The following is a 20,163-nucleotide window of genomic DNA, read 5'->3' on the forward strand; positions in this document are numbered from 1 at the left end:
CCAATCAATAAAACAATCGGTATCAACAAACATGGCACACTATTGAGTTCTCAAACAACAGACACACCCGGCACCAAACAGAACCAAACAGTTCCATCATCGCTCCGGAGCAACTTTTCAAACTTACCGGCTAATCATCTTCGGGTCAAATCGGCTGATCCTTCCAATCTCTGAGCTGTACTGCACTCTGAGACGAACCGAAGTTCTGGGGGTTGTCAGCCGGTCAATTCCCTCGACCAGCGCGGATATAAACTCTAGCACCCTTCGGCCGAGGTTGTAAATCGGCATCGGGGCCGGGCTGAAAAAGCCCGGCCCCACGCGGATCTAGGCCCTTTTCGGTGCCAGGTAGACGACACCGAGAGGTGGGACACGGAGATCGGCGTAAGCCGGCTGGCCGCTCCACGGTCCTTCGACGGAAGTCACTCCGCCGAAGTTGGTCACACCCGAACCACCGAATTCCTCGGAGTCGGTGTTGAGCACTTCCTCCCAATCGCCGGACCATGGGAGTCCCACCCTGAATCCTTCGTGCGGCGCACCGGCAAAGTTCGCGATACAGACCAACGGATTGCCCTGGCCATCCCAACGGATGAAGGACAGCGTGTTGCGTGCGCCGTCGTTCTCGTCAATCCACTGGAAACCGGACGGATCATTATCCCGCAGGTAAAGCGCCGGCGTATTCCGGTAGATGCCGTTCAGCGACCGCACCAAATGCTGCACGCCCTTGTGGGCGGGAGTGTCGGAGAGCCACCAATCAAGACCGTGCTGCTCCGACCATTCGGATTCCTGCGCATACTCGGTGCCCATGAAGATCAGCTGCTTGCCGGGGTGCGCCCACTGGAACGCCAGGTAGGCGCGCACGCTTGCGAGCTGCTGCCACCGGTCGCCCGGCATCTTGCGCAACAGGGACCCCTTGCCGTGCACAACCTCGTCGTGGCTGATCGGCAGGAGGAAGTTCTCCGTGTAGGCGTAGACCATCGAGAACGTGGCCTTGCCGTGGTGGTAGCCACGGTTGATCGGATCTTCAGCCATGTACTCGAGCGAGTCGTGCATCCAGCCCATGTTCCACTTCAACCCGAATCCGAGCCCGCCGCCGCTGGTGGCACGGGTGACTCCGGGGAACGAGGTGGATTCCTCAGCGATCATCACAATGCCCGGTACCCGCTTGTAGGCTGTCGCGTTGACCTCCTGCAGGAAACCGATTGCCTCAAGGTTTTCCCTCCCGCCGAGGCGGTTCGGGGTCCACTGGCCCTCCTCACGGGAGTAGTCCAGGTAGAGCATCGAGGCGACAGCGTCCACGCGCAACCCGTCGATATGGAATTCTTCCAGCCAGTACAGCGCGTTGGCGACGAGGAAGTTCCTCACTTCACGACGACCAAAGTCGAAGATCAGCGTTCCCCAGTCGGGGTGTTCCCCAAGGAAGGGGTCGCCGTGCTCGTAGAGGGTACCGCCGTCGAACTTGGCCAAGGCGAAGTCGTCCTTGGGGAAGTGGGCTGGCACCCAGTCCATGATGACGCCGATGCCCGCCTGGTGCAGCTTGTCCACCAGATACTTGAAGTCATCCGGGTGACCGAACCGCGAGGTGGGGGCGTAGTACGAGGTCACCTGGTAACCCCAGGAGCCACCGAAGGGATGTTCAGCGACAGGCATCAACTCGACGTGGGTGAAGCCCTGCCACTGGACGTACTCGGTGAGCTGCTCGGCAAGCTCCCTGTAGTTCAGTCCAAGCCGCCAGGAGCCGAGGTGCACCTCGTAGACGCTCATGGGCCCGTTGTGGGGATCGGCGGCAGCGCGCGCCGTCATCCACTCGTCGTCCTGGAACGTGTACCGGGATTCGACGACGCGCGAACCGGTGAGCGGTGGGATCTCGGTCCCACGCGCCATCGGGTCGGCCTTCTCGCGCCACTGGCCGTCGCTGCCGAGGATCTCGAACTTGTAGCGGGATCCTGCCTCGGCGCCGGGAATGAAGATTTCCCAGAAACCTGAACTGCCCAGCGCGCGCATCGCGTTGATCGAGCCGTCCCAGCCGTTGAAATCCGCCTTGACGCGCACAGCCTGGGCGTTGGGCGCCCAGACAGCGAAGCTGACACCGTCGATATCGCCGAGCACTGATGCGTAGTGACGGACATGGGCGCCGAGAGCCGTCCAGAGGGTCTCGTGCCGCCCTTCCGCCAGCAGGTGCATGTCGATTTCACCCAGGGTGGGCAGGAACCGGTACGGGTCGTCGACCAGCTGTGGGCTGCCGTCATAGGTCACTTCAAGCCGGTAGTCGGGCACGTGCCCGGGGGTCTCCGCTTCGACGGTTCCCACCCAGATGCCGTTGTGTTCATGCTCCAGCTCGACCCGGCCACTGGCGGTCACCACTGTGACCCGTTGTGCCAGACGTCGCAGGGTCCGGATCGTCACCTGGGTTTGACCCTCAAGGTGCGCACCCAGGACAGCGTGCGGCTGGTGGTAGCGCCCTTCGGAAACAGCCTGGAGGACATCCTCCGGGTGGTTGATCCGGCCGCTGACGGCCGAACCACCACTGGTCGCGGCAACTGCTGCTGAGGTTGCCACGGGGTCGACGGCGATCACCGGATCGATCGGGCCCGCGGACGCGGGAACAGCAGCCGGAGTCTCAGTTGAGGCGGACTCCGCCTGCCCGGTGAGGGCACGGCGCACATCCCTGACGGGGATGTCCACCCACTCCGGACGGTTGCGCAGCTCGTACACGACTTCATACAGCGCCTTGTCCAGCCAGAGGGCAAGGAACAGGGGGTCCGCCCGGTCGATGGGGGTGCCGGTCTGCTCCTGGTAGCCGGCAGCGAAGGCGGCGGCGGACGCTGCTGTCCACTGGTCGGCAGCCGGGATGGCTGCGTCGTTGCCGTGGGCTGCCGCCGCGCCGGCGTACTCGAGCGAACGGGTCATGCCGACGACGTCGCGCAGCACCACATCGGGCACAGAGCGCTCAGCCGCTGGGCGTAGTGGCTCACCCTCGAAGTCCAGGACCAGCCACGATCCGTCAGGCGCGTTGAGGACCTGCCCCAGGTGGTAGTCGGAGTGGATGCGCTGCAGCTCGGGCAGAGTCGTGACGGCGCGGACGCGCTCCACCACTGTCGCCACTTCGGCTTCAAGCGGTCCGACGACTCCGCGGGCTTCTTCCCAGGCCCACTCGATGCGCTGGACGAGGGTTTCGATGAACTCGGCACGTTCGGCGTCGCTTGCCGCACGGCTGCCGAAGGCCTCCCCCAGCTGGGAGTGGATGCGTCCAGTCACCCGGCCCAGCTCGGCTGCCTCGGCAGTGAAATCGGTGTTGCTTGCCGCCGCGGCTGAGGCGGTCCGCCAGGCGTCGGTGCTGTCGTCGATGAAGTCGCGCAGCACACTGAGGTGGCCGGTCAGCCACTTCCCCTTGGCGGTGGTGTCTTCCCAGCTGCCGGTGACCCAGCCATATGTGGCCGGGACATCAACGGATCCAGCGTCGGTCAGCTTGGCGCTGACCTGGACGTCGGGGCTCTCGCCCGGGGCCAGCACGCGGAAGAACTTGACGATCATTGATCCGGCTGGGGTCTTGACTACCACTGAGGTGTTGGACTGCTCACCCTTGAGGACCGTCAACTTGAGAGACCTGACAAACCGCTTCTGATCGCCGAAGGACCCTTGCGGAACACCATGCGTGCGTCCGTCCTCGGTCACCCCTCCGGAGCGCATCAACTCCACCCACGCGGTGACAAACACCGGGTCGTGGGTGGCGTCGTAGATCCAGCGGTGACCAAGTTCGGAGTGCTCGGCCTCACCGATCAGTGCGGCCTTGGCACCCCGCAGGGGCGCCTTCCGGTAGCTCAGCGGAACCTGCACAATGTCCTGGCGGGTGCCAGTGTCGACGGCGATCAGGTGGACATCGAGCCCTACCTCGCCTTTGGGGTCCTCCAGCCGGATGCCACCGACCCGGCGAAGTTCAAACTCGCGGCCTGTGGCGGGGAACCACCGCTGACCAGGAAGCCAGGTTTCAAGAAGTTCTGGAAAGGTCGGCGTCATTTTGGGCATTACTTTGCGGCCTCCGGGGCTTGGATGACGGGCAGTGCTTCGGTGTGCGGCGAAGCCGTGTTTGAGCTGGCCGAGCGCAGGCGCAGCCAGTAGAAGTCGTGGCTGCCCAGTGTCAGGGTGAGGGAACCGTCGCTACCGAACGCGGGGAAGGGGGTACCGCCAAAGAGGTCCCGCAGACCCCGGTCGGCGTATTCGGGCAGGTGGAGTTCGGCGGCCACCGGGTGCTGCGAGAGGTTGAACACGCAGAGCACCACCTCGGGCTGCTCGCCCTCGTCGTTGCCCGGCGCCACTTCGCGGATGAAGGCCAGGACCGATTCCGCCTCGGTGGGTACGTTGCGGTAGGACCCCAGGCCGAACGCGGGGTGAGTGCGCCGGACGGCGAGCATCTGCCGCATCCAGTGCAGCAGGGAGCTGGAGCTGGCCAACTGGGCTTCCACGTTGACGTGGTTGTAGTGGTAGACCAGCGACTGCACAACCGGCAGGTACAGCTTTCCCGGGTCGGCCGTGGAGAACCCGGCGTTGCGATCAGGGTTCCACTGCATCGGGGTACGCGACGCGTCGCGGTCGTCGAGCCAGATGTTGTCACCCATCCCGATTTCGTCCCCGTAGTACAGGAACGGGCTGCCCGGCAGGGAGAGCAGCAGGGCGTGGATGAGTTCGACTTCGGCACGTGAGTTATCGAGCAGCGGGGACAGCCGCCGACGGATACCCACGTTGGCGCGCATCCTCGAATCCGGGGCGTACCAGCCGAGCATCGCTTCGCGTTCCTCGTTGGTGACCATTTCGAGGGTGAGCTCATCGTGGTTCCTGAGGAAGGTGCCCCACTGGGCGCCCGCGGGAATGTCGGGAGTTTCGGCCATCGTTTCGATGATCGGACCGGCCTTCTGGTCACGCAGTGCGTAGAAGAGCTTCGGCATGATCGGGAAGTGGAAGCACATGTGGCATTCAGGGCCGTCGGCGTCGCCGAAGTATTCGACCACCTCGTCCGGGAGCTGGTTGGCTTCCGCGACGATGATGCGGCCGGGGTAGTTCTCGTCCACCATGGTGCGCAGGTCCTTGAGGAACGCGTGCGTCTGGGGAAGGTTCTCGCTGTTGGTCCCTTCCTCTTCGAACAGGTAGGGGATGGCGTCCGCACGGAAACCGTCGATGCCCTGGTCGAGCCAGAATTTCACGACGTCGAACAATGCCTCGATCACCTTGGGGTTCTCGAAGTTCAGGTCCGGCTGGTGGGAGAAGAAGCGGTGCCAGAAGAACTGCCGGCGGACCGGATCGAAGGTCCAGTTGGACTCCTCGGTGTCAACGAAGATAATCCGGGCGTCCTCGTACTTCTCGTCGGTGTCGCTCCAGACGTAGAAATCGCCGTAGGGACCGTCGGGATCGTTACGGGATTCCTCGAACCAGTGGTGCTTGTCCGATGTGTGGTTCAACGGCAGGTCGATGATGACCCGCACGCCGCGGGCGTGCGCCTCGGCGACCAGCCGCTTGAAGTCACTGATGGTGCCGAACTCGTCGAGGACGTTGTAGTAGTCGGCGATGTCGTAGCCGCCGTCGCGCAGCGGCGACTTGAAGAAGGGCGGCAGCCACAGGCAGTCCACCCCAAGCCACTGCAGGTAGTCCAGTTTGTCGATCAGGCCGGAGAAATCGCCTGAGCCATCGCCGTTCGCGTCTGCGAATCCGCGCACCAGAACTTCGTAGAATACGGCCTTGCGGTACCAGTGTGGGTCATGCGCGAGACCTGGTGCGTTGAGTTGAAACGGGTTGGCCACTAGGGCTTCCTCCTGAGGTAAAGGATGTGTGCTGGTTCCACATGCGGGTCCAGCCTGACGTAGTTGTGGGTGCCCCAGACCCAGCTCTGGCCGGTAATGAGATCGTCGACCCAGAAGGTGCCGTCCTCATTGCAGTCCTCGGGGTCAAGGGCGAGGGCATCGAGGTTCAGCGAAACGGTGCTTTCCCTGGCCCCGTGCGGATCGAGGTTGACCACCACGATGATCGTGTCCTTGGCGGAGCTGTCACCGCCGACGTTGTCCTTGTGCTTGGAGAACACGAGGGTTTCCGAGTCGGAGCTGTGGTGCAGGGTGAGGTTTTCCAGATCGCCCAGCGCCGGGTGGTCCCGGCGGATGTGGTTGAGCCTGGTCAGGTACGGCGCCAGGCTGCGCCCCTCGGCCTCGGCGCGCTTGAAGTCACGGGGACGATACTCGAACTTCTCGTTGTCGATCGATTCCTCGGCGCCGGGCCGGGCGACGTGCTCGTACAGCTCGTAGCCCGAATAGACACCCCAGAGCGGGCTGGCCATGGCGGCGAGCACCGCCCGGATCTTGAATCCCGCCGGTCCACCGTACTGGAGGAACTCGGTGAGAATGTCGGGGGTGTTGACGAAGAAGTTGGGGCGGAAGTAGGGCGCGCTGACCTTGCTGACCTCGGTGAAGTACTCCTCGAGCTCGGTCTTGGTGTTGCGCCAGGTGAAGTAGGTGTAGGACTGCTGGAATCCGGCGCGGCCCAGCGCGTGCATCATCGGCGGCCTGGTGAAAGCTTCGGCCAGGAAGACCACCTCGGGGTGTTTGCGGTTGACCTCGCGGATGAGCCATTCCCAGAACACCACCGGTTTGGTGTGCGGGTTATCCACCCGGAAAATCTTCACCCCGTGGCTGATCCACAGCAGAACGATGCGCAGTACCTCGTTCGAGAGGCCGTCGGGATCGTTGTCGAAGTTGATCGGGTAAATGTCCTGGTACTTCTTCGGCGGATTCTCCGCGTAGGCGATGGACCCGTCCACCCGGGTGGTGAACCACTCGGGATGGGAAGTGACCCAGGGGTGGTCCGGGGACGCCTGCAGGGCGAGATCCAGGGCGATTTCCAGGTTCAGCTCGTTGGCGCGGGCCACGAAGGCGTCGAAGTCGTCGAAGGTGCCCAGGTCGGGGTGGATCGCGTCATGGCCACCCTCCGCAGCGCCGATGGCCCAGGGTGATCCGGGATCGCCGGGGCCGGCGATGAGCGTGTTGTTGGGTCCCTTGCGATGGGTGCGCCCGATCGGGTGGATTGGCGGGAGGTAGACGACGTCGAACGCCATATCCGCGACGGCGGGCAGCCGCTCGGCGGCGGTAACAAAGGTACCCGAGGTCCACTGCGCGGCGGCCGGGTCGTAGGTAGCCCCCTCGGAGCGGGGGAAGAACTCGTACCAGGCCGCACGCCCGGCGAGCTCGCGTTCCACCAGGATGCGGTAGGGCTGGGATACGGTCACCAGGTCGCGCAGCGGTTCGCGGTCGATGGCGGCCAGGATGTCGGCTGACTCGCCGGCGGCCAACCGCTCACCGACTGGGAGTTCAGTGTCGGCGAGGATGCTGGCGGCAGCGATGAAGGCCTCTGCGTCCTGGCCCGGGCGGGACTTCGCCGCATTGGTGAACAGGGCTGCGCCTTCCGCGAGCATCAATTCAACGTCCACCCCGGCGGCGATCTTCACTTCGGCGTTGTGGTGCCAGGTCCCGTACAGGTCCCCCCACCCTTCGATGACGAAGGTGTAGTTACCGACCGACGGCGGGCGTAGCTGCCCCTCGTACCGGTCGAGGCCCAGGCCTACCGGTTTCAGGCGCACCCGCTGAACCTCAACCCCTGCCCCGGAGAGCAGGACCGCTGAGACGCCCAGCTGGTCGTGCCCCTCACGGAACACCGTCGCGCCGACCGTGATGTCCGATCCGGGGATCGCTTTGGACGGGAAGGCACCGCCGTCCACCACTGGCGCAATGTTGGTAATTGGAATTCGTCCGAACCGCAGATCTTTGCCGTCTATCGGCTTCCTGGCGGTACGTCCCTTACGTGGTGGCTCTATTGAAGTCGTCACAGGTTAGACGTTAGCGAGTATTTGCCGAGATTGCTAAGGCGCGCGGACGTAACATGGGCGCATTTAACTGTTGAGTAGACCGATAACGCAAACGTTTACTCCCAGTTGCTCTCATCGGCGGTCACACGCCCACCTACGCCCGGGAAAGTACGCTAGCCTTTCCCGGGTGAAGGCAATCCGCAGATTTACAGTCCGTACCGTTCTCCCCGAAAGCATCGCCCCGCTGGGCAAACTGGCAGGCAACCTGCGGTGGTCGTGGCATTTGCCGACCACCCGTCTGTTCCGGGACCTCGACCCTGTGGCGTGGGAGGCGAGCGGTCAGGACCCCGTCGCATTCCTCGGCTCGGTCACCCGCGAGCAGCTCAGCCAGCTCGCCGATAACGAGCGCTTGGTCGCCCGGATCGCTGAACTGGGCAGCGACCTGGACCGGTACCTGACCGAACCCCGCTGGTACCAGTCCCTTGGCGACGACGCACCTCGCTCCATTGCCTACTTCTCCCCTGAATACGGCATCAGCGCCGTCCTCCCCCAGTACTCGGGCGGCCTCGGCATCCTTGCCGGCGACCACCTCAAGGCGGCTTCCGATCTGGGTGTCCCGCTTATCGGTGTCGGCCTGCTCTACCAGGCCGGGTACTTTAAGCAGTCGCTCTCCCGTGACGCCTGGCAGCAGGAAACCTACCCGGTCCTCGATCCTGACGGCCTGCCCCTGACGCTCCTCCGCGAGGAGGACGGCAGCCCAGCGAAGGTGGTCCTCCCCCTGCCCGCCGGACGGCAGCTGATCGCACACATCTGGCGCGCCGACGTCGGCCGTGTCCCCCTCCTGCTCCTCGACTCCAACGTGGCCGGCAACGACGAGGCCGCCCGCAACGTGACCGACCGCCTCTACGGCGGCGGCGGCGACCAGCGCCTGCAGCAGGAGCTGCTGCTGGGCATGGGCGGCGTGAAGGCGCTGCGCATCTTCGAACGGCTGACCGGCACCCCGGCACCCGAGGTGTTCCACACCAACGAGGGTCACGCCGGATTCCTCGGCATCGAACGGATCCGGGAACTGATGGACCCGTCCAACCCGTCCCCGATGAGCTGGGAAGAGGCACTGACCGCGGGGCGCTCCTGCACCGTGTTCACCACCCACACCCCTGTGCCTGCAGGGATCGACCGGTTCGAAAAGTCCCAGATCGAGCACTTCTTCGACGCCGGTCTGGCCCCGTCGGTCCCGACGGCGAAAATTCTCACCCTCGGCGCAGAGAACTACGAGGGCGGCGACCCCAACAAGTTCAACATGGCGGTGATGGGCCTGCGCCTGGCCCAGCGTGCGAACGGTGTGGCCAAGCTGCACGGTGTGGTGTCCCGCGGTATGTTCTCCGGGCTGTGGCCGGGCTTCGACACCAGCGAGGTCCCCATCTCCTCGGTCACCAACGGCGTCCATGTCCCCACCTGGGTTGACCCGCTGATCGCCGACTTCGCCCGGGAACGCTTCGGCGCCGAGTCGGTGCTCGACCCGCAGTGGTCAAACGTGTACGACGTCGAGGACTCGGACATTTGGGCCCTGCGCCGCCGGATGCGGTCCAACCTGATCGACGACGTCCGGCAGCGCCTGCGATCCTCGTGGAAGAAGCGGGGCGCGGCTGACGCTGAGCTGGCGTGGACGAACAACGTCCTTGACCCGGACATCCTCACCATCGGGTTCGCCCGCCGGGTGCCCACCTACAAGCGGCTGACCCTCATGCTCAGGGATCCAGCCCGCCTGAAGGCACTGCTGCTGCACCCCGACAACCCGATCCAGCTGGTCATTGCCGGCAAGTCGCACCCGGCCGACGAGCAGGGCAAGCGGATGATCCAGGACCTGGTCCGGTTCACCGACGACCCGGAGGTACGCCACCGGATCGTGTTCCTGCCGAACTACGACATCGCCATGGCGCGTACCCTGTTCCCCGGCTGCGATGTCTGGCTGAACAACCCGCTGCGCCCCCTCGAGGCCTGCGGCACGTCGGGCATGAAGTCGGCCATCAACGGCGGACTCAACCTGTCGGTGCTCGACGGCTGGTGGGACGAGATGTACGACGGCGACAACGGCTGGGCCATCCCGACGGCGAACAATGACGCCTCCCCCGAGGAGCGCGACGACATTGAGGCCTCGGCGCTGTATGACCTGCTCGAGGAGCAGGTGGCACCACGGTTCTACAGCACTGTGCGCTCGGAAGGCGCCGGCGCTGCCGGACCGTCGGAACTTTCCCACGACGGCGTCCCGCACCAGTGGGTCGCCATGATCAAGCACACCATGGCGAACCTGGGGCCGGCTGTGTCCGCCGAGCGGATGCTGCAGGACTACGTCAGCCACCTGTACCAGCCCGCCTGGCGGGCCGGTCGCCTGGCTGCCGAGTCGGACTACACGGCAGCGAAGCACACCGCCGCCTGGCGTTCGCGCATCAACGACGGCTGGTCAGCCGTCCAGGTGGAACATGTGGACTCGATCGGCGTCGCCGAGGATCCCCAGATCGGTGACTCGCTGATTGTCAACGCGTACGTGTCACTCGGGGCCCTGTCTCCGGACGACGTCGCCGTTGAGGTGGCCTACGGACGGGCCTCCGAGAACGACGAGCTCAGCGAGGTGGCCCTGGCCAACCTCGAGGTCTCCGAGAACCTCGGCGCGGGCCGGTACCTGTTCTCCGGAAGTATCACGATCGACCACTCAGGGTCCTTCGGGTACACCGTCCGGGTCCTGCCGAAGCACGTCAGCCTGGCCTCGAAGTCCGAACTCGGACTGGTCGCCAACGCGTAGGACATCAACTTGCAGGCCCAGCGCCTGTTCAGCATGAGCGGCAGTCGCGCCAGAGTTTCCTGGTGTTGCTGCCGCTTTTGCGTGCCCGCGAAACCGCACGCCAGCGAGGACATCGCCCCAACAGGGGACTGAGCCTCGTGAAAGGGCTGCGCACAGGGAAGCCCCTGGGCGGCCGAAGACCCGTGGACCGTTGAGGTGCCCGGGTTTAGACCCGGTACACGCTGATGGAGTTAGCGGGGACGACGTCGGTCTCGCCCGAGCCCACCCTCGCACCGCGGCGGCGGTCCTGGTCGCCAGCAGTGGTGTAGCGCAGCTCGAACCGTTTGATCGACGGCAGGCCACTGTCTTCCAGTGCGGTGCGGGCGGGCAGCGTGATCCGGGCGTCGTCCATGCTGCCGTTGATCACCACCAGCCCGTCCAGGACGCCGTCCGGGGAGCCGAGGAGCAGCTGCACCGTCCGCGATCCGGGGTCGGTCCACTGCTCCTGGGTCATGGCGGTGCCGGCCGGGTTGAACCAGTGCAGGTAGGAACTGTCATCCCGCGCCGGGTATCCGTGCGGCTGGTGCGCCAGGAACTCCCGCCGGATCCGCAGCAAGGAGCGGGTGTGCTCCAGGAGGTGGCGGGCATCGTCGTCGTGATCCCAGTGCAGCCAGGCGAGCTCGTTGTCCTGGCAGTAGGCGTTGTTGTTGCCGCGCTGCGACCTGCCGAACTCGTCCCCGGCGGTGAGCATGGGAACGCCGAGGGAGAGCAGCAGGGTAGCCATCAGGTTGCGGGCGGTCTGGGACCGCGCCGCGGAGATGGCCTCCTGGTCGGTGGGGCCCTCCATGCCGTGGTTGTAGCTGCGGTTGTCGTTGTGACCATCACGGTTCTGCTCGCCGTTGTTCTCGTTGTGCTTGCGGCTGTAGGAGGTCAGGTCGGCGAGCGTGAACCCGTCGTGGGCGGTGATGAGGTTGATGCTCGCGACTGAGGTCCGCCCCGAGGGAGCGAAAAGGTCGGTGGAACCGCTCAGGCAACCGGCCAGCCGGGCCACTGACCCCGCACCGCCGCCAACTGCGAGGCTCGCCTGATCGGTCAGCCAGAAGTCGCGCACGGTGTCGCGGAAGCGGTCGTTCCAGTCTGCCCAGCCCTGCGGGAAGTTACCGGTCTGCCAGCCGCCCATCCCGATATCCCAGGGTTCGGCGATCATTTTGACGCCGCGCAGGGCGCGGTCGGCTCCGGCGGCAACCAGGAAAGGGTGACGCGGCGTGAAGGTGTTGGTTTCGTCCCTGGCCATTGACACGGCGAGGTCGAAGCGGAAGCCGTCGATGTGGAATTCCTCCACCCAGTACCGCAGGGAATCAAGGGCAAGGGCGACGACGCGGGGATGGGCAAAGTTCAGGGTGTTACCGCACCCGGTGGTGTCCAGGTAGCGTCCGTGATCGCCGTGCCGGTAGTACTGCTGCTCGGCCAGCCCACGCCAGCTCAGCGCGGGCAGATCCGGTGGACCCTCGGCGGTGTGGTTGTACACCACATCCAGGATCACCTCGAGGCCCGCCTCGTGGAGGAGTTTCACCATCCCCTTGAATTCGTCCTGCACGGCCCGGGGCCCCGTGGCGCGGGCAGCTTCGGTGGCGTAGCCCGGGTGCGGGGCGAAGTAGCCGAGGGTGTTGTAGCCCCAGTAGTTGGTGAGCCCCAGTGGGCCAAGGTGCGGCTCGTCGATGTGGAAGTGGACCGGCAACAATTCCACCGCCGTCACGCCCAGCTCCTTGAGGTACCGGATCATGACCGGGTGCGCGAGCCCCGCGTAGGTGCCCCGCAGGTCCGCCGGGATATCCGGATGCAGCTGGGTGAGCCCCTTGACGTGCGCCTCGTAGACCACTGTGTCGCGCCAGTGGGTCCGGGGTGGTGCGGAGGTTCCCCAGTCGAAGCCGCCGTCCTCCACGTAGACCGACCAGTAGACCGGCCCGGATTCGGTATCCACCGTGTCGATGGCCCGCGCATACGGGTCGAGCAGCAGCTGGGAAGTATCCGGCAGGGCGGTTTCGACCGGCCAGAACGCGTAGCGCACCGAGTCGGCGAGCCCCTCCACCACGCCGTGGTGCACCCCGTGGGTGTAGTCAGCCAGGGCCTTTGAGTGCCAGGCGCCGTCCCGCCCCTGGTAGTGCACGGCCAGGGCCGACACTCCCGGCGCATAGACGGCGACGTTCACGCTGTCCGCCGCGGTGGTGCGCGCGTGGGAGCGGTGCACTCCCAGCGGGAATTCACTGGAGGGAGGGCTCAGTTCGAGGGAGACGCTCATGGCGGGTGGTCGGCTGCGGTCAGGCGGAACGCTGGCGCGAGATCTCGTACAGGCTGATCCCAACTGCCATCGACGCGTTCAGCGACTCCATCGCTGAGTCGATGGGGATCGAGACGATCTGGTCGCAGTTCTCGCGGACCAGGCGGGACAGGCCCTTTCCTTCGGAACCCACGACCAGGCAGACCGGTTCGCGGCCGAGCGTCAGGTCAGGGAGGGATACGTCGCCGTCGCCGTCGAGGCCCAGCACAAAGATGCCCTTGTCCTTGAAGGCTTTCAGGGTGGAGTTCAGGTTGCCGGCCTTGGCGACGGGGACCCGCACGGCAGCGCCGGCACTGGTCTTCCACGCCGAGGCGGTCATCCCGACGGACCGTCGCTCGGGAACGATGACGCCGTGGCCGCTGAACGCGGACAGTGACCTGATGATGGCGCCGAGGTTGCGCGGGTCGGTGATGCCGTCCAGGGCGACGAACAACGGTGCGTTGTTGATGTGGCCCTTCTTCCATTTCTGGATGGTCTCGGTGGCGAGGTCCACGGCGTCGACGTACTCGTAGGGCGGGATCTGCAGCATGATGCCCTGGTGCACCGAGCCGTCCGCCATCCGGTCCAGCTCGGTCTTGCCGGTTTCCATCAGCGGGATGCCCCGCTCGGTGGCGAGCTTCAGCGATTCGCGGATCCGCTCGTCCATTTCGATCCGGATGGCCACGTGCAGCGCCTTCGCGGGGATGCCAGCCCTGAGGGACTCGACGACCGCGTTGCGGCCGGTGACCATTTCTTCGGTGCCCTTGCCGCGCGTGTTGCGGGACGACCCGGGGTTGCGGTTGCCTGAGTGCTTGGCCGCCGACCGTTCGGCGAGCTGCTTGCTCTTGTGTGCCTTGTGGTACGGGCGGTCCTCGGCCTTCGGGGTGGGACCCTTGCCTTCCAGCGCCTTGCGTCCAAGGCCTCCGGTTCCGCCCGAGGGGCCCTTTTTGCTCTTGCGCACAGCGCCGGGACGTCCGTGAGTGGCCATGGGGAAAACACCTTTGGGTAGAAGATTGGTCACCTCAGTTTACGCGGGTAACGCAGCAGACTTCACCGGAGTCTGCTGTATGGCGGCATTGGTCAGCTTTTCAGGGTCCAGGAGGCACCGTCGGCAGTGTCCTCGATGACGATTCCGGCAGCGGTGAGGGCATCACGGATGGCGTCGGCCTGCGCCCAGTCTTTCGTTTCCCGGGCGGTCGTGCGCTGCTGCAGCTGGGATTTGATCAGCGCATCCAGGGCGATGTACTCGGGGCCGCGGGGACCCTTGCCGGGGTCCTGGACGTCGTCGAGTCCGAGCACCATTGTCATTTTCATGACATCGATGAAGGCCTTCTTGGTGGCCTCACTGTCTCCAGCGGCCAGGGCGGTATTCCCAGCCCGGACCGTGTCGTGCAGGACGGCCAGCGCCTGGGGCACGTTGAGGTCATCATTCATCGCTTCGATGAATGCCTGCGGTGCGGGACCGGCAACGAAGCCGTACCCGTCAGGGAATTCCCGGGCGGCGGCTTTCGAGAGGAACCCGTCGATGCGTTCGACGGCGGCAGCTGCCTCCTGCAGGGAGGTGGGCCGGTAGTCGAGTACCGACCGGTAGTGCGCCTGCCCGAGGTAGTACCGCACGACGCGGGGGCTGGCGAGGTCGAGCATCTCGGTGGGGCTGACCGTGTTGCCGATCGACTTGGACATCTTTTCACCCTCGAAGGTGACCATCCCGTTGTGCATCCAGTACCGGGCGAAGGGGTGCCCCGCGGCCTGCGACTGGGCCATTTCGTTCTCGTGGTGCGGGAACCTCAGGTCCAGGCCGCCGCCGTGGATGTCGAACTCGGTGCCGAGGTACTTGGTGACCATTGCCGAGCACTCGAGGTGCCAGCCCGGCCGGCCGGGTCCCCACGGGCTGGGCCAGGCGGCGGTGTCCGGCTCGCCTTCTTTCCACCCTTTCCAGAGAGCGAAGTCTCGCGGATCGCGCTTCCGGTTGATGAATTCGGGTTCGACGTCGGTGGCGCTCTGCATGTCGTCGATGTTCTGCCGGGTGAGGGAGCCGTACCCCTTCCATGAACGCACATCGAAATAGACGTCACCGGAGTCGTCGTTGGCCGGGTAAGCATGCCCCCGGTCGATGAGGAGCTGGATCAGGGAGTGCATTTCGGGAATGTGGCCGGTGGCGCGCGGCTCGTAGGTGGGCCTGCGCACGCCGAGGGTGTCGTAGGCCCGCTGGAATTCCAGTTCGTAGCGGTAGGCCAGCGCCCACCACTGTTCGCCGCGCAGCTCGCGGGGCAAGGCGTCGTCGTGCTCCGATTCCTTGGCGCGGGCCAGGATTTTGTCGTCGATGTCGGTGACGTTGCGGACCGTGGTGACCTTGTAACCGCTGGCGCTCAGCCAGCGGTTGAGCTGGTCGAACGCGATTGCGGAGCGGATGTGCCCCACGTGCGGCATCCCCTGCACAGTGGCACCGCAGTAGTACAGTCCCACTTCACCCTGCTTGAGGGGAACGAAGTCGCGGATCTGGGCGGTCGCGGTGTCATAGAATCTCAGGCTCACCGCTCCAGATTAGCCGGTCGCGGTGAGCTGCTTCATCTGGCGTCGCCGGAGCTAGGGTCAGCGGCAGGGGGTGTGACGCTGACGACGACGGCAGTCGCCACCGCCGCGATGCCCTCCCCCCGTCCGGTGAAGCCCAACCCGTCGGTGGTAGTCGCTGACACGCTGACGGGTGCGCCCGCAGCGAGGGTCAGGACCGCTTCAGCTTCCGCCCGGCGCGGCGCGAACTTGGGGCGGTTGCCGACCAGCTGCACCGCGATGTTGCCGATTTCAAAGCCTGCAGCACGCACGATCCGGGCGGCCTCGGCCAGCAGGCTGACCCCGGAGGCGCCAGCGAATTCCGGGCGGTCAGTGCCGAAGTGGGTGCCGAGGTCGCCCACGCCTGCGGCGGAGAACAGTGCGTCAGCTGCGGCATGGGCCACCGCGTCGCCGTCGGAGTGTCCGCTCAGGCCACGTTCGCCATCCCAGAGCAGCCCGGCCACCCACAGCGGGCGGGGAGCGTCCTCGGGGGCGAACGCGTGCACGTCGACGCCGACGCCGGTGCGGGGCAGGTTCATGGTTGTGTCTTTCCGGTGGGGGTAGGAGCGAGGATGGCCGCGAGGCGGAGGTCCTGGGCGGTGGTGACCTTGAAGGCGGCGTCGTCGCCGTCGACCACATGGACGGGAATGCCGAGGCGTTCCAGCAGCACGGCGTCGTCGGTGACTGCGGCGCCGGGGGTCTGGTGGGCGAGGCGGAGGGTGTCGACGTTAAATCCCTGGGGTGTCTGGACCGCCCGGAGGGTGTCGCGCCGCGGTGTGCCGGTGACCAGACCGCCGTCGACGGTCTTGATGGTGTCGACCACGGGAATCACGGGAATCACCGCTTCGGCGCCGGCCCGCAGTGCTGCAACAACACGCTGGAAGACGGCGGGTGGGGTCAGGGCGCGGGCGGCGTCGTGCACCAGGACATGGCTGATGTCCTGGGACAGTGCGGCCAGGCCGGCGTTGACGGAGTCCGGCCGGGTGGCACCTCCGGCGACCAGCAGTACCGGGATCTCAGTGACCACCTCCGCGACGGCCGCACGGAGGGCGGTGTCGGCGGCGGGGACCACCACGCAGATCTCATGGGCGACGCCGGCGTCCAGCACCCCCTGGAGGGCATGATCGAGGATGCTGCGGCCTGCCACCTGGACCTGGGCCTTCGGAATGCCAAGCCCCAACCGTTGCCCTGCCCCACCGGCCACGATGATGACGCCGACCCGCACCCCGGCGTCGGGCGTGGGGCTGGTCTGGGATTCGGGGTAGGTTCGCGACACCTGATTACCCTACGTCAGGGCAAGAAAAAGGGACCGCCCACCCGGGCGATCCCTTATCAAACTCGATGTCCTTCAGGATGCGTTCCTGAAGAGCTAGGAAGCCAGTACCTCGTCGAGAACGCTCGCGGCCTTCTCTTCATCGGTCTTCTCTGCGAGTGCCAGTTCCGAGATCAGAATCTGCCGCGCCTTGGCGAGCATCCTCTTCTCCCCTGCTGACAACCCACGGTCATGATCACGGCGCCACAGGTCGCGGACTACTTCCGCAACCTTGATCACGTCACCCGAGGCAAGTTTTTCCAGGTTTGCCTTGTAGCGTCGTGACCAGTTGGTGGGCTCTTCAGTGAACTCGGCCCGCAACACATCAAAGACGTGCTGGAGACCTTCCTTGCCCACTACATCGCGCACCCCAACGAGGTCAACGTTCTCTGCTGGAACTTCAATGGTTAGATCACCCTGAGCCACCTTGAGCTTGAGATACATTTTCTCTTCGCCCTTGACGACGCGCATCTTGATCTCTTCGATCTTCGCTGCGCCGTGGTGAGGATAAACTACTGTTTCGCCGACCTCAAAAACCATGTGGACTTTCCCCTTTCCCGCAGATCAGTTTATCACGAATTCGACACGCCGAAGGCGTGTTTACGCAGGTCAGCAGGGACATGTGAAGGGGATTGGCTATGATTCGCCCCTTGACGGATTTGGGTTTTAGTGATCCACGTCGCGTCGAAAGTGTTGCGTGTGAGCCGCAGCGCTCCCTCACCGGGTAACTTTTCCCGATAGGCTGTAGGGAAAGTTTGAACTGGCAGTTCCCCACCAGATGATCGACCACCGTAGGAGTTTGCGCTGTGAAGAGTGACCGAATCAACCCCCTGCAGCACACCCGGGCGACGCGGAGCCTGGCTGCCGGTGCAGCACTGGTCGCTCTCCTCGGTGCCACCGGTTGCAGTGTGACCAGTGAGCAGGCCACCACGATCCAGTACGCGGCCTCGGACGGAATCGTCGACGAGGTTGGTCCCCTGGAACTGCGCAACATCCTGATCATCACCTCGGAGGAGGGCGAGCCGGGCACCATCCTCGGCACAGTGTTCAACCCCACCGACTCGGCAGTGCAGCTGACCATTGAGGGCGAGAACTCAACGGTGGACATCACCGTTGAGGCCGAAGGGAAGTGGGTCTTCGAGGACGAGACCACCGACGACGGCGTACTTGAGGGTGTCAGCGAGATCCCCGGTGCCCTGGTCGACCTGAACTTCGTGGTGAACTCCGAGACCGTCGAACTGCGGGTTCCCGTGCTGGACGGCACCCTGGCCGAGTACCGCGAATACGTTCCCGGCGGCTACACCCCCGAGCCCACCCCGACGCCCGTAGAAACAGGCGAAGAGGAAGAGTAACCTTCAGGACTCGTACTTGTAGCCCAGGCCGCGCACCGTCACCAGGTGGCTGGGGTTGGACGGGTCCGCCTCGATCTTCCCGCGGAGCCGTTTCACGTGCACGTCAAGGGTCTTGGTATCACCGACGTAGTCCGAACCCCAGACCCGGTCGATCAGCTGACCCCGGGTCAGCACCCGGCCAGCGTTGCGCAGCAGCATTTCGAGCAGCTCGAACTCCTTCAGCGGCATCGCGACCGGGGCGCCATTCACGCTGACCGTGTGCCGTTCGATGTCCATCCGCACCGGCCCTGACTGCACAGTGTTCGAAATCAGTTCCTCGGGTTCGGCCTGCCGCCGCAGCACCGCGCGGATTCTTGCCACCAGCTCCCGTGAGGAGTAGGGCTTCGTGACGTAGTCATCGGCTCCCAGCTCCAGACCGACCACCTTGTCGATCTCGGAGTCCTTGGCGGTGAGCATGATGACCGGCACACTGGAGCGCTGGCGCAGCTGCCGGCAGACCTCGGTCCCCGACTGGCCGGGCAGCTGCAGGTCCAGCAGCACCAGGTCGGCGCCAGCGCGGTCAAACTCGACGATCGCCTCGTTGCCGTCGCCCACCACCGACACCTCGAATCCCTCCTTGCCCAGCAGGTAGGACAGCGGGTCACTGAAGGATTCTTCGTCCTCCACCATCAGGATGCGGGTCAAACGCTCACTCCTTGTTCGTGGGCGGACGGTCCGCCCTGTTTCTCGCCGGACGGACCGGATTTCCCGGACTTCCCGGTCGACGCTTCAACGCGCCGGTCGGTGCGTTTCTCGGTGGCCGCGAGCCCGTCCGCGGCATCGCTGTCCGCTTCCATCTCCGGCAGCCGCACGGTGAAGGTACTCCCCTGGCCGGACTGGGACCAGACGGTCACCTCGCCACCATGGTTGGAGACCACGTGCTTGACGATGCTCAGGCCCAGCCCGGTGCCACCGGTCTGGCGCGAGCGGGCCGCATCGATCCGATAGAACCGCTCGAAGACCCGTTCCTGTTCCTCGGGGGTGATCCCGATGCCCTGGTCGGTGACGGAGATTTGGGCGAGACCATCCCGGGAGCGCAGCCCCACCCCCACCCGGGTGCCCTCGGGCGAATAGCGGATGGCGTTGTCGATCAGGTTCCTGAACGCCGTCATCAGCAGGTCGGGGTCACCGTAGACCGGTTCGTCAATCCGCCCACCGACTACGATGTCGATCTGCTTACTCTCCGCGGGAAGCCGGTTGCGGTCCACCGCCTCCGCGATGACCGTGTTGATGTCCACGGGGCGCCCGCGGCGCACCACGTCGGCACCCTGCAGCCGCGACAGTTCGATGATGTCCTGCACCAGGGCTGACAGGCGTGCCGACTCCTTGTGCATCCGGCGGGCGAACCGGCGGACGGCTTCCTCGTCCTCCGCGGCGTCGTCGAGCGCCTCAGCGAGCAGGGAGATGGCACCCACTGGGGTTTTGAGCTCGTGGGACACGTTCGCCACGAAGTCGTTGCGGATTTCCTCGGTGCGGGTGATTTCTGTCCGGTCATCGGCGAGGATCAGGACGTATTCCTCCCCCAGGGACGCCACCCGGGCGAGCACGATGATCGTCCCCTGGCCCAGGGGGCCACGGGGCAACTCCAGCTGCTTCTGCTCAATCACACCGTCACGGCGCACCCTGGCGGTGAGCTCAAGCAGTTCCGAGTGCACCACCGTGTGGCCGCGGACCAGGCCGAAGGCATACGCGGCGGGGCTGGCCCGCACCACGCCGTCGATCGCGTCGACCACCACGTAGGCGCGGCCAATGATGGAGAGCACCTCGGCCGCCCCCTCGGGCAGGGTTGGCTCATCGACGAAGAGGAGCGAACGGCGCTGGATTTCGCTCAGCCGGAAAGCGGCCATGCCGGCGGTGCCCAGGGCGACGCCGACCAGCCCGGCAATGAGAATGAGAAGGACGGGATCCACATGCCTAGCTTATGCGTACCAACGGTGCCGGGAAGGGTGTTCCGGTGGCAATAGGGAAGTGGTTCAA

The 20,163-nt window shown here is 65.3% G+C and carries 13 protein-coding genes; 2 read left to right on the top strand and 11 right to left on the bottom strand.

All coding sequences use genetic code 11. The features are described from left to right. Positions 1–324: 324 nt before the first annotated feature. From glgB to HMI57_RS11225, 3 genes are read right to left on the bottom strand one after another with little or no spacing between them, the layout of a single operon-like run. A complete protein-coding gene (glgB, locus tag HMI57_RS11215) occupies positions 325–4,023 on the bottom strand; it encodes a 1,4-alpha-glucan branching protein GlgB (RefSeq protein ID WP_171586108.1) in 3,699 nt (1,232 codons plus the stop codon). Continuing rightward, entirely contained in the window at positions 4,023–5,789 is a 1,767-nt protein-coding gene (gene treS / locus HMI57_RS11220; RefSeq protein ID WP_171586109.1) for a maltose alpha-D-glucosyltransferase, read from the bottom strand. The genes glgB and treS overlap by 1 nt, the downstream gene beginning before the upstream one ends. After that, positions 5,789–7,858, bottom strand: coding sequence for an alpha-1,4-glucan--maltose-1-phosphate maltosyltransferase (locus HMI57_RS11225; RefSeq protein ID WP_346655196.1), 2,070 nt, complete (start codon positions 7,856–7,858; stop codon positions 5,789–5,791). The genes treS and HMI57_RS11225 overlap by 1 nt, the downstream gene beginning before the upstream one ends. A gap of 166 nt (positions 7,859–8,024) precedes the next feature. On the opposite strand from HMI57_RS11225, the gene glgP reads away from it, so the two are divergent. After that, positions 8,025–10,637, top strand: a complete 2,613-nt coding sequence (glgP, locus tag HMI57_RS11230) for an alpha-glucan family phosphorylase (protein ID WP_171586110.1) — start codon at positions 8,025–8,027, stop codon at positions 10,635–10,637. Between the two features lie 205 nt (positions 10,638–10,842). Here glgP and glgX read toward each other — a convergent pair whose 3' ends face one another. From glgX to HMI57_RS11260, 6 genes are all read right to left on the bottom strand, one after another. After that, positions 10,843–12,915, bottom strand: coding sequence for a glycogen debranching protein GlgX (gene glgX, locus HMI57_RS11235; protein ID WP_171586111.1), 2,073 nt, complete (start codon positions 12,913–12,915; stop codon positions 10,843–10,845). A gap of 19 nt (positions 12,916–12,934) precedes the next feature. Next, positions 12,935–13,921 (bottom strand): 23S rRNA (guanosine(2251)-2'-O)-methyltransferase RlmB, encoded by a 987-nt coding sequence (gene rlmB / locus HMI57_RS11240; RefSeq protein ID WP_171586112.1) that lies wholly within the window; start codon positions 13,919–13,921, stop codon positions 12,935–12,937. Positions 13,922–14,013: 92 nt separating this feature from the next. Next, positions 14,014–15,468, bottom strand: coding sequence for a cysteine--tRNA ligase (cysS, locus tag HMI57_RS11245; protein WP_171586113.1), 1,455 nt, complete (start codon positions 15,466–15,468; stop codon positions 14,014–14,016). Positions 15,469–15,500: 32 nt separating this feature from the next. Beyond that, positions 15,501–16,022 carry a 2-C-methyl-D-erythritol 2,4-cyclodiphosphate synthase gene (gene ispF, locus HMI57_RS11250; protein WP_171586114.1) on the bottom strand — a complete coding sequence of 174 codons (522 nt, stop codon included), beginning with the start codon at positions 16,020–16,022 and terminating at the stop codon, positions 15,501–15,503. Next, the gene (gene ispD, locus HMI57_RS11255) at positions 16,019–16,708 is read right to left on the bottom strand and encodes a 2-C-methyl-D-erythritol 4-phosphate cytidylyltransferase (protein WP_171586255.1); all 690 of its coding nucleotides are present in this window, start codon (positions 16,706–16,708) and stop codon (positions 16,019–16,021) included. The genes ispF and ispD overlap by 4 nt, the downstream gene beginning before the upstream one ends. A gap of 144 nt (positions 16,709–16,852) precedes the next feature. After that, positions 16,853–17,335: a CarD family transcriptional regulator gene (locus tag HMI57_RS11260; RefSeq protein WP_026551934.1), complete on the bottom strand. Its 483-nt coding sequence runs from the start codon at positions 17,333–17,335 to the stop codon at positions 16,853–16,855. Positions 17,336–17,601: 266 nt separating this feature from the next. On the opposite strand from HMI57_RS11260, the gene HMI57_RS11265 reads away from it, so the two are divergent. Beyond that, the gene (locus HMI57_RS11265) at positions 17,602–18,147 is read left to right on the top strand and encodes a hypothetical protein (RefSeq protein ID WP_171586115.1); all 546 of its coding nucleotides are present in this window, start codon (positions 17,602–17,604) and stop codon (positions 18,145–18,147) included. A 3-nt stretch (positions 18,148–18,150) separates the two neighbouring features. Here HMI57_RS11265 and HMI57_RS11270 read toward each other — a convergent pair whose 3' ends face one another. Further along, positions 18,151–18,831 (bottom strand): response regulator transcription factor, encoded by a 681-nt coding sequence (locus HMI57_RS11270; RefSeq protein ID WP_171586116.1) that lies wholly within the window; start codon positions 18,829–18,831, stop codon positions 18,151–18,153. Continuing rightward, positions 18,828–20,096, bottom strand: coding sequence for an ATP-binding protein (locus HMI57_RS11275; protein ID WP_171586117.1), 1,269 nt, complete (start codon positions 20,094–20,096; stop codon positions 18,828–18,830). Before HMI57_RS11275 ends, HMI57_RS11270 begins: the two co-directional genes overlap by 4 nt. Positions 20,097–20,163: the final 67 nt, after the last annotated feature.

It is taken from the genome of Arthrobacter sp. 260 (assembly GCF_013116745.1).
Classification (GTDB): Bacteria; Actinomycetota; Actinomycetes; order Actinomycetales; family Micrococcaceae; genus Arthrobacter_D.

What these genes read in the sequence shown, in the direction of transcription:
- ispF (WP_171586114.1), bottom strand. Translation starts at nt 16,022, where the DNA reads ATGAACCTGCCCCGCACCGGCGTCGGCGTCGACGTGCACGCGTTCGCC.
- HMI57_RS11260 (WP_026551934.1), bottom strand. Translation starts at nt 17,335, where the DNA reads ATGGTTTTTGAGGTCGGCGAAACAGTAGTTTATCCTCACCACGGCGCA.
- rlmB (WP_171586112.1), bottom strand. Translation starts at nt 13,921, where the DNA reads ATGGCCACTCACGGACGTCCCGGCGCTGTGCGCAAGAGCAAAAAGGGC.
- glgB (WP_171586108.1), bottom strand. Translation starts at nt 4,023, where the DNA reads ATGCCCAAAATGACGCCGACCTTTCCAGAACTTCTTGAAACCTGGCTT.
- glgX (WP_171586111.1), bottom strand. Translation starts at nt 12,915, where the DNA reads ATGAGCGTCTCCCTCGAACTGAGCCCTCCCTCCAGTGAATTCCCGCTG.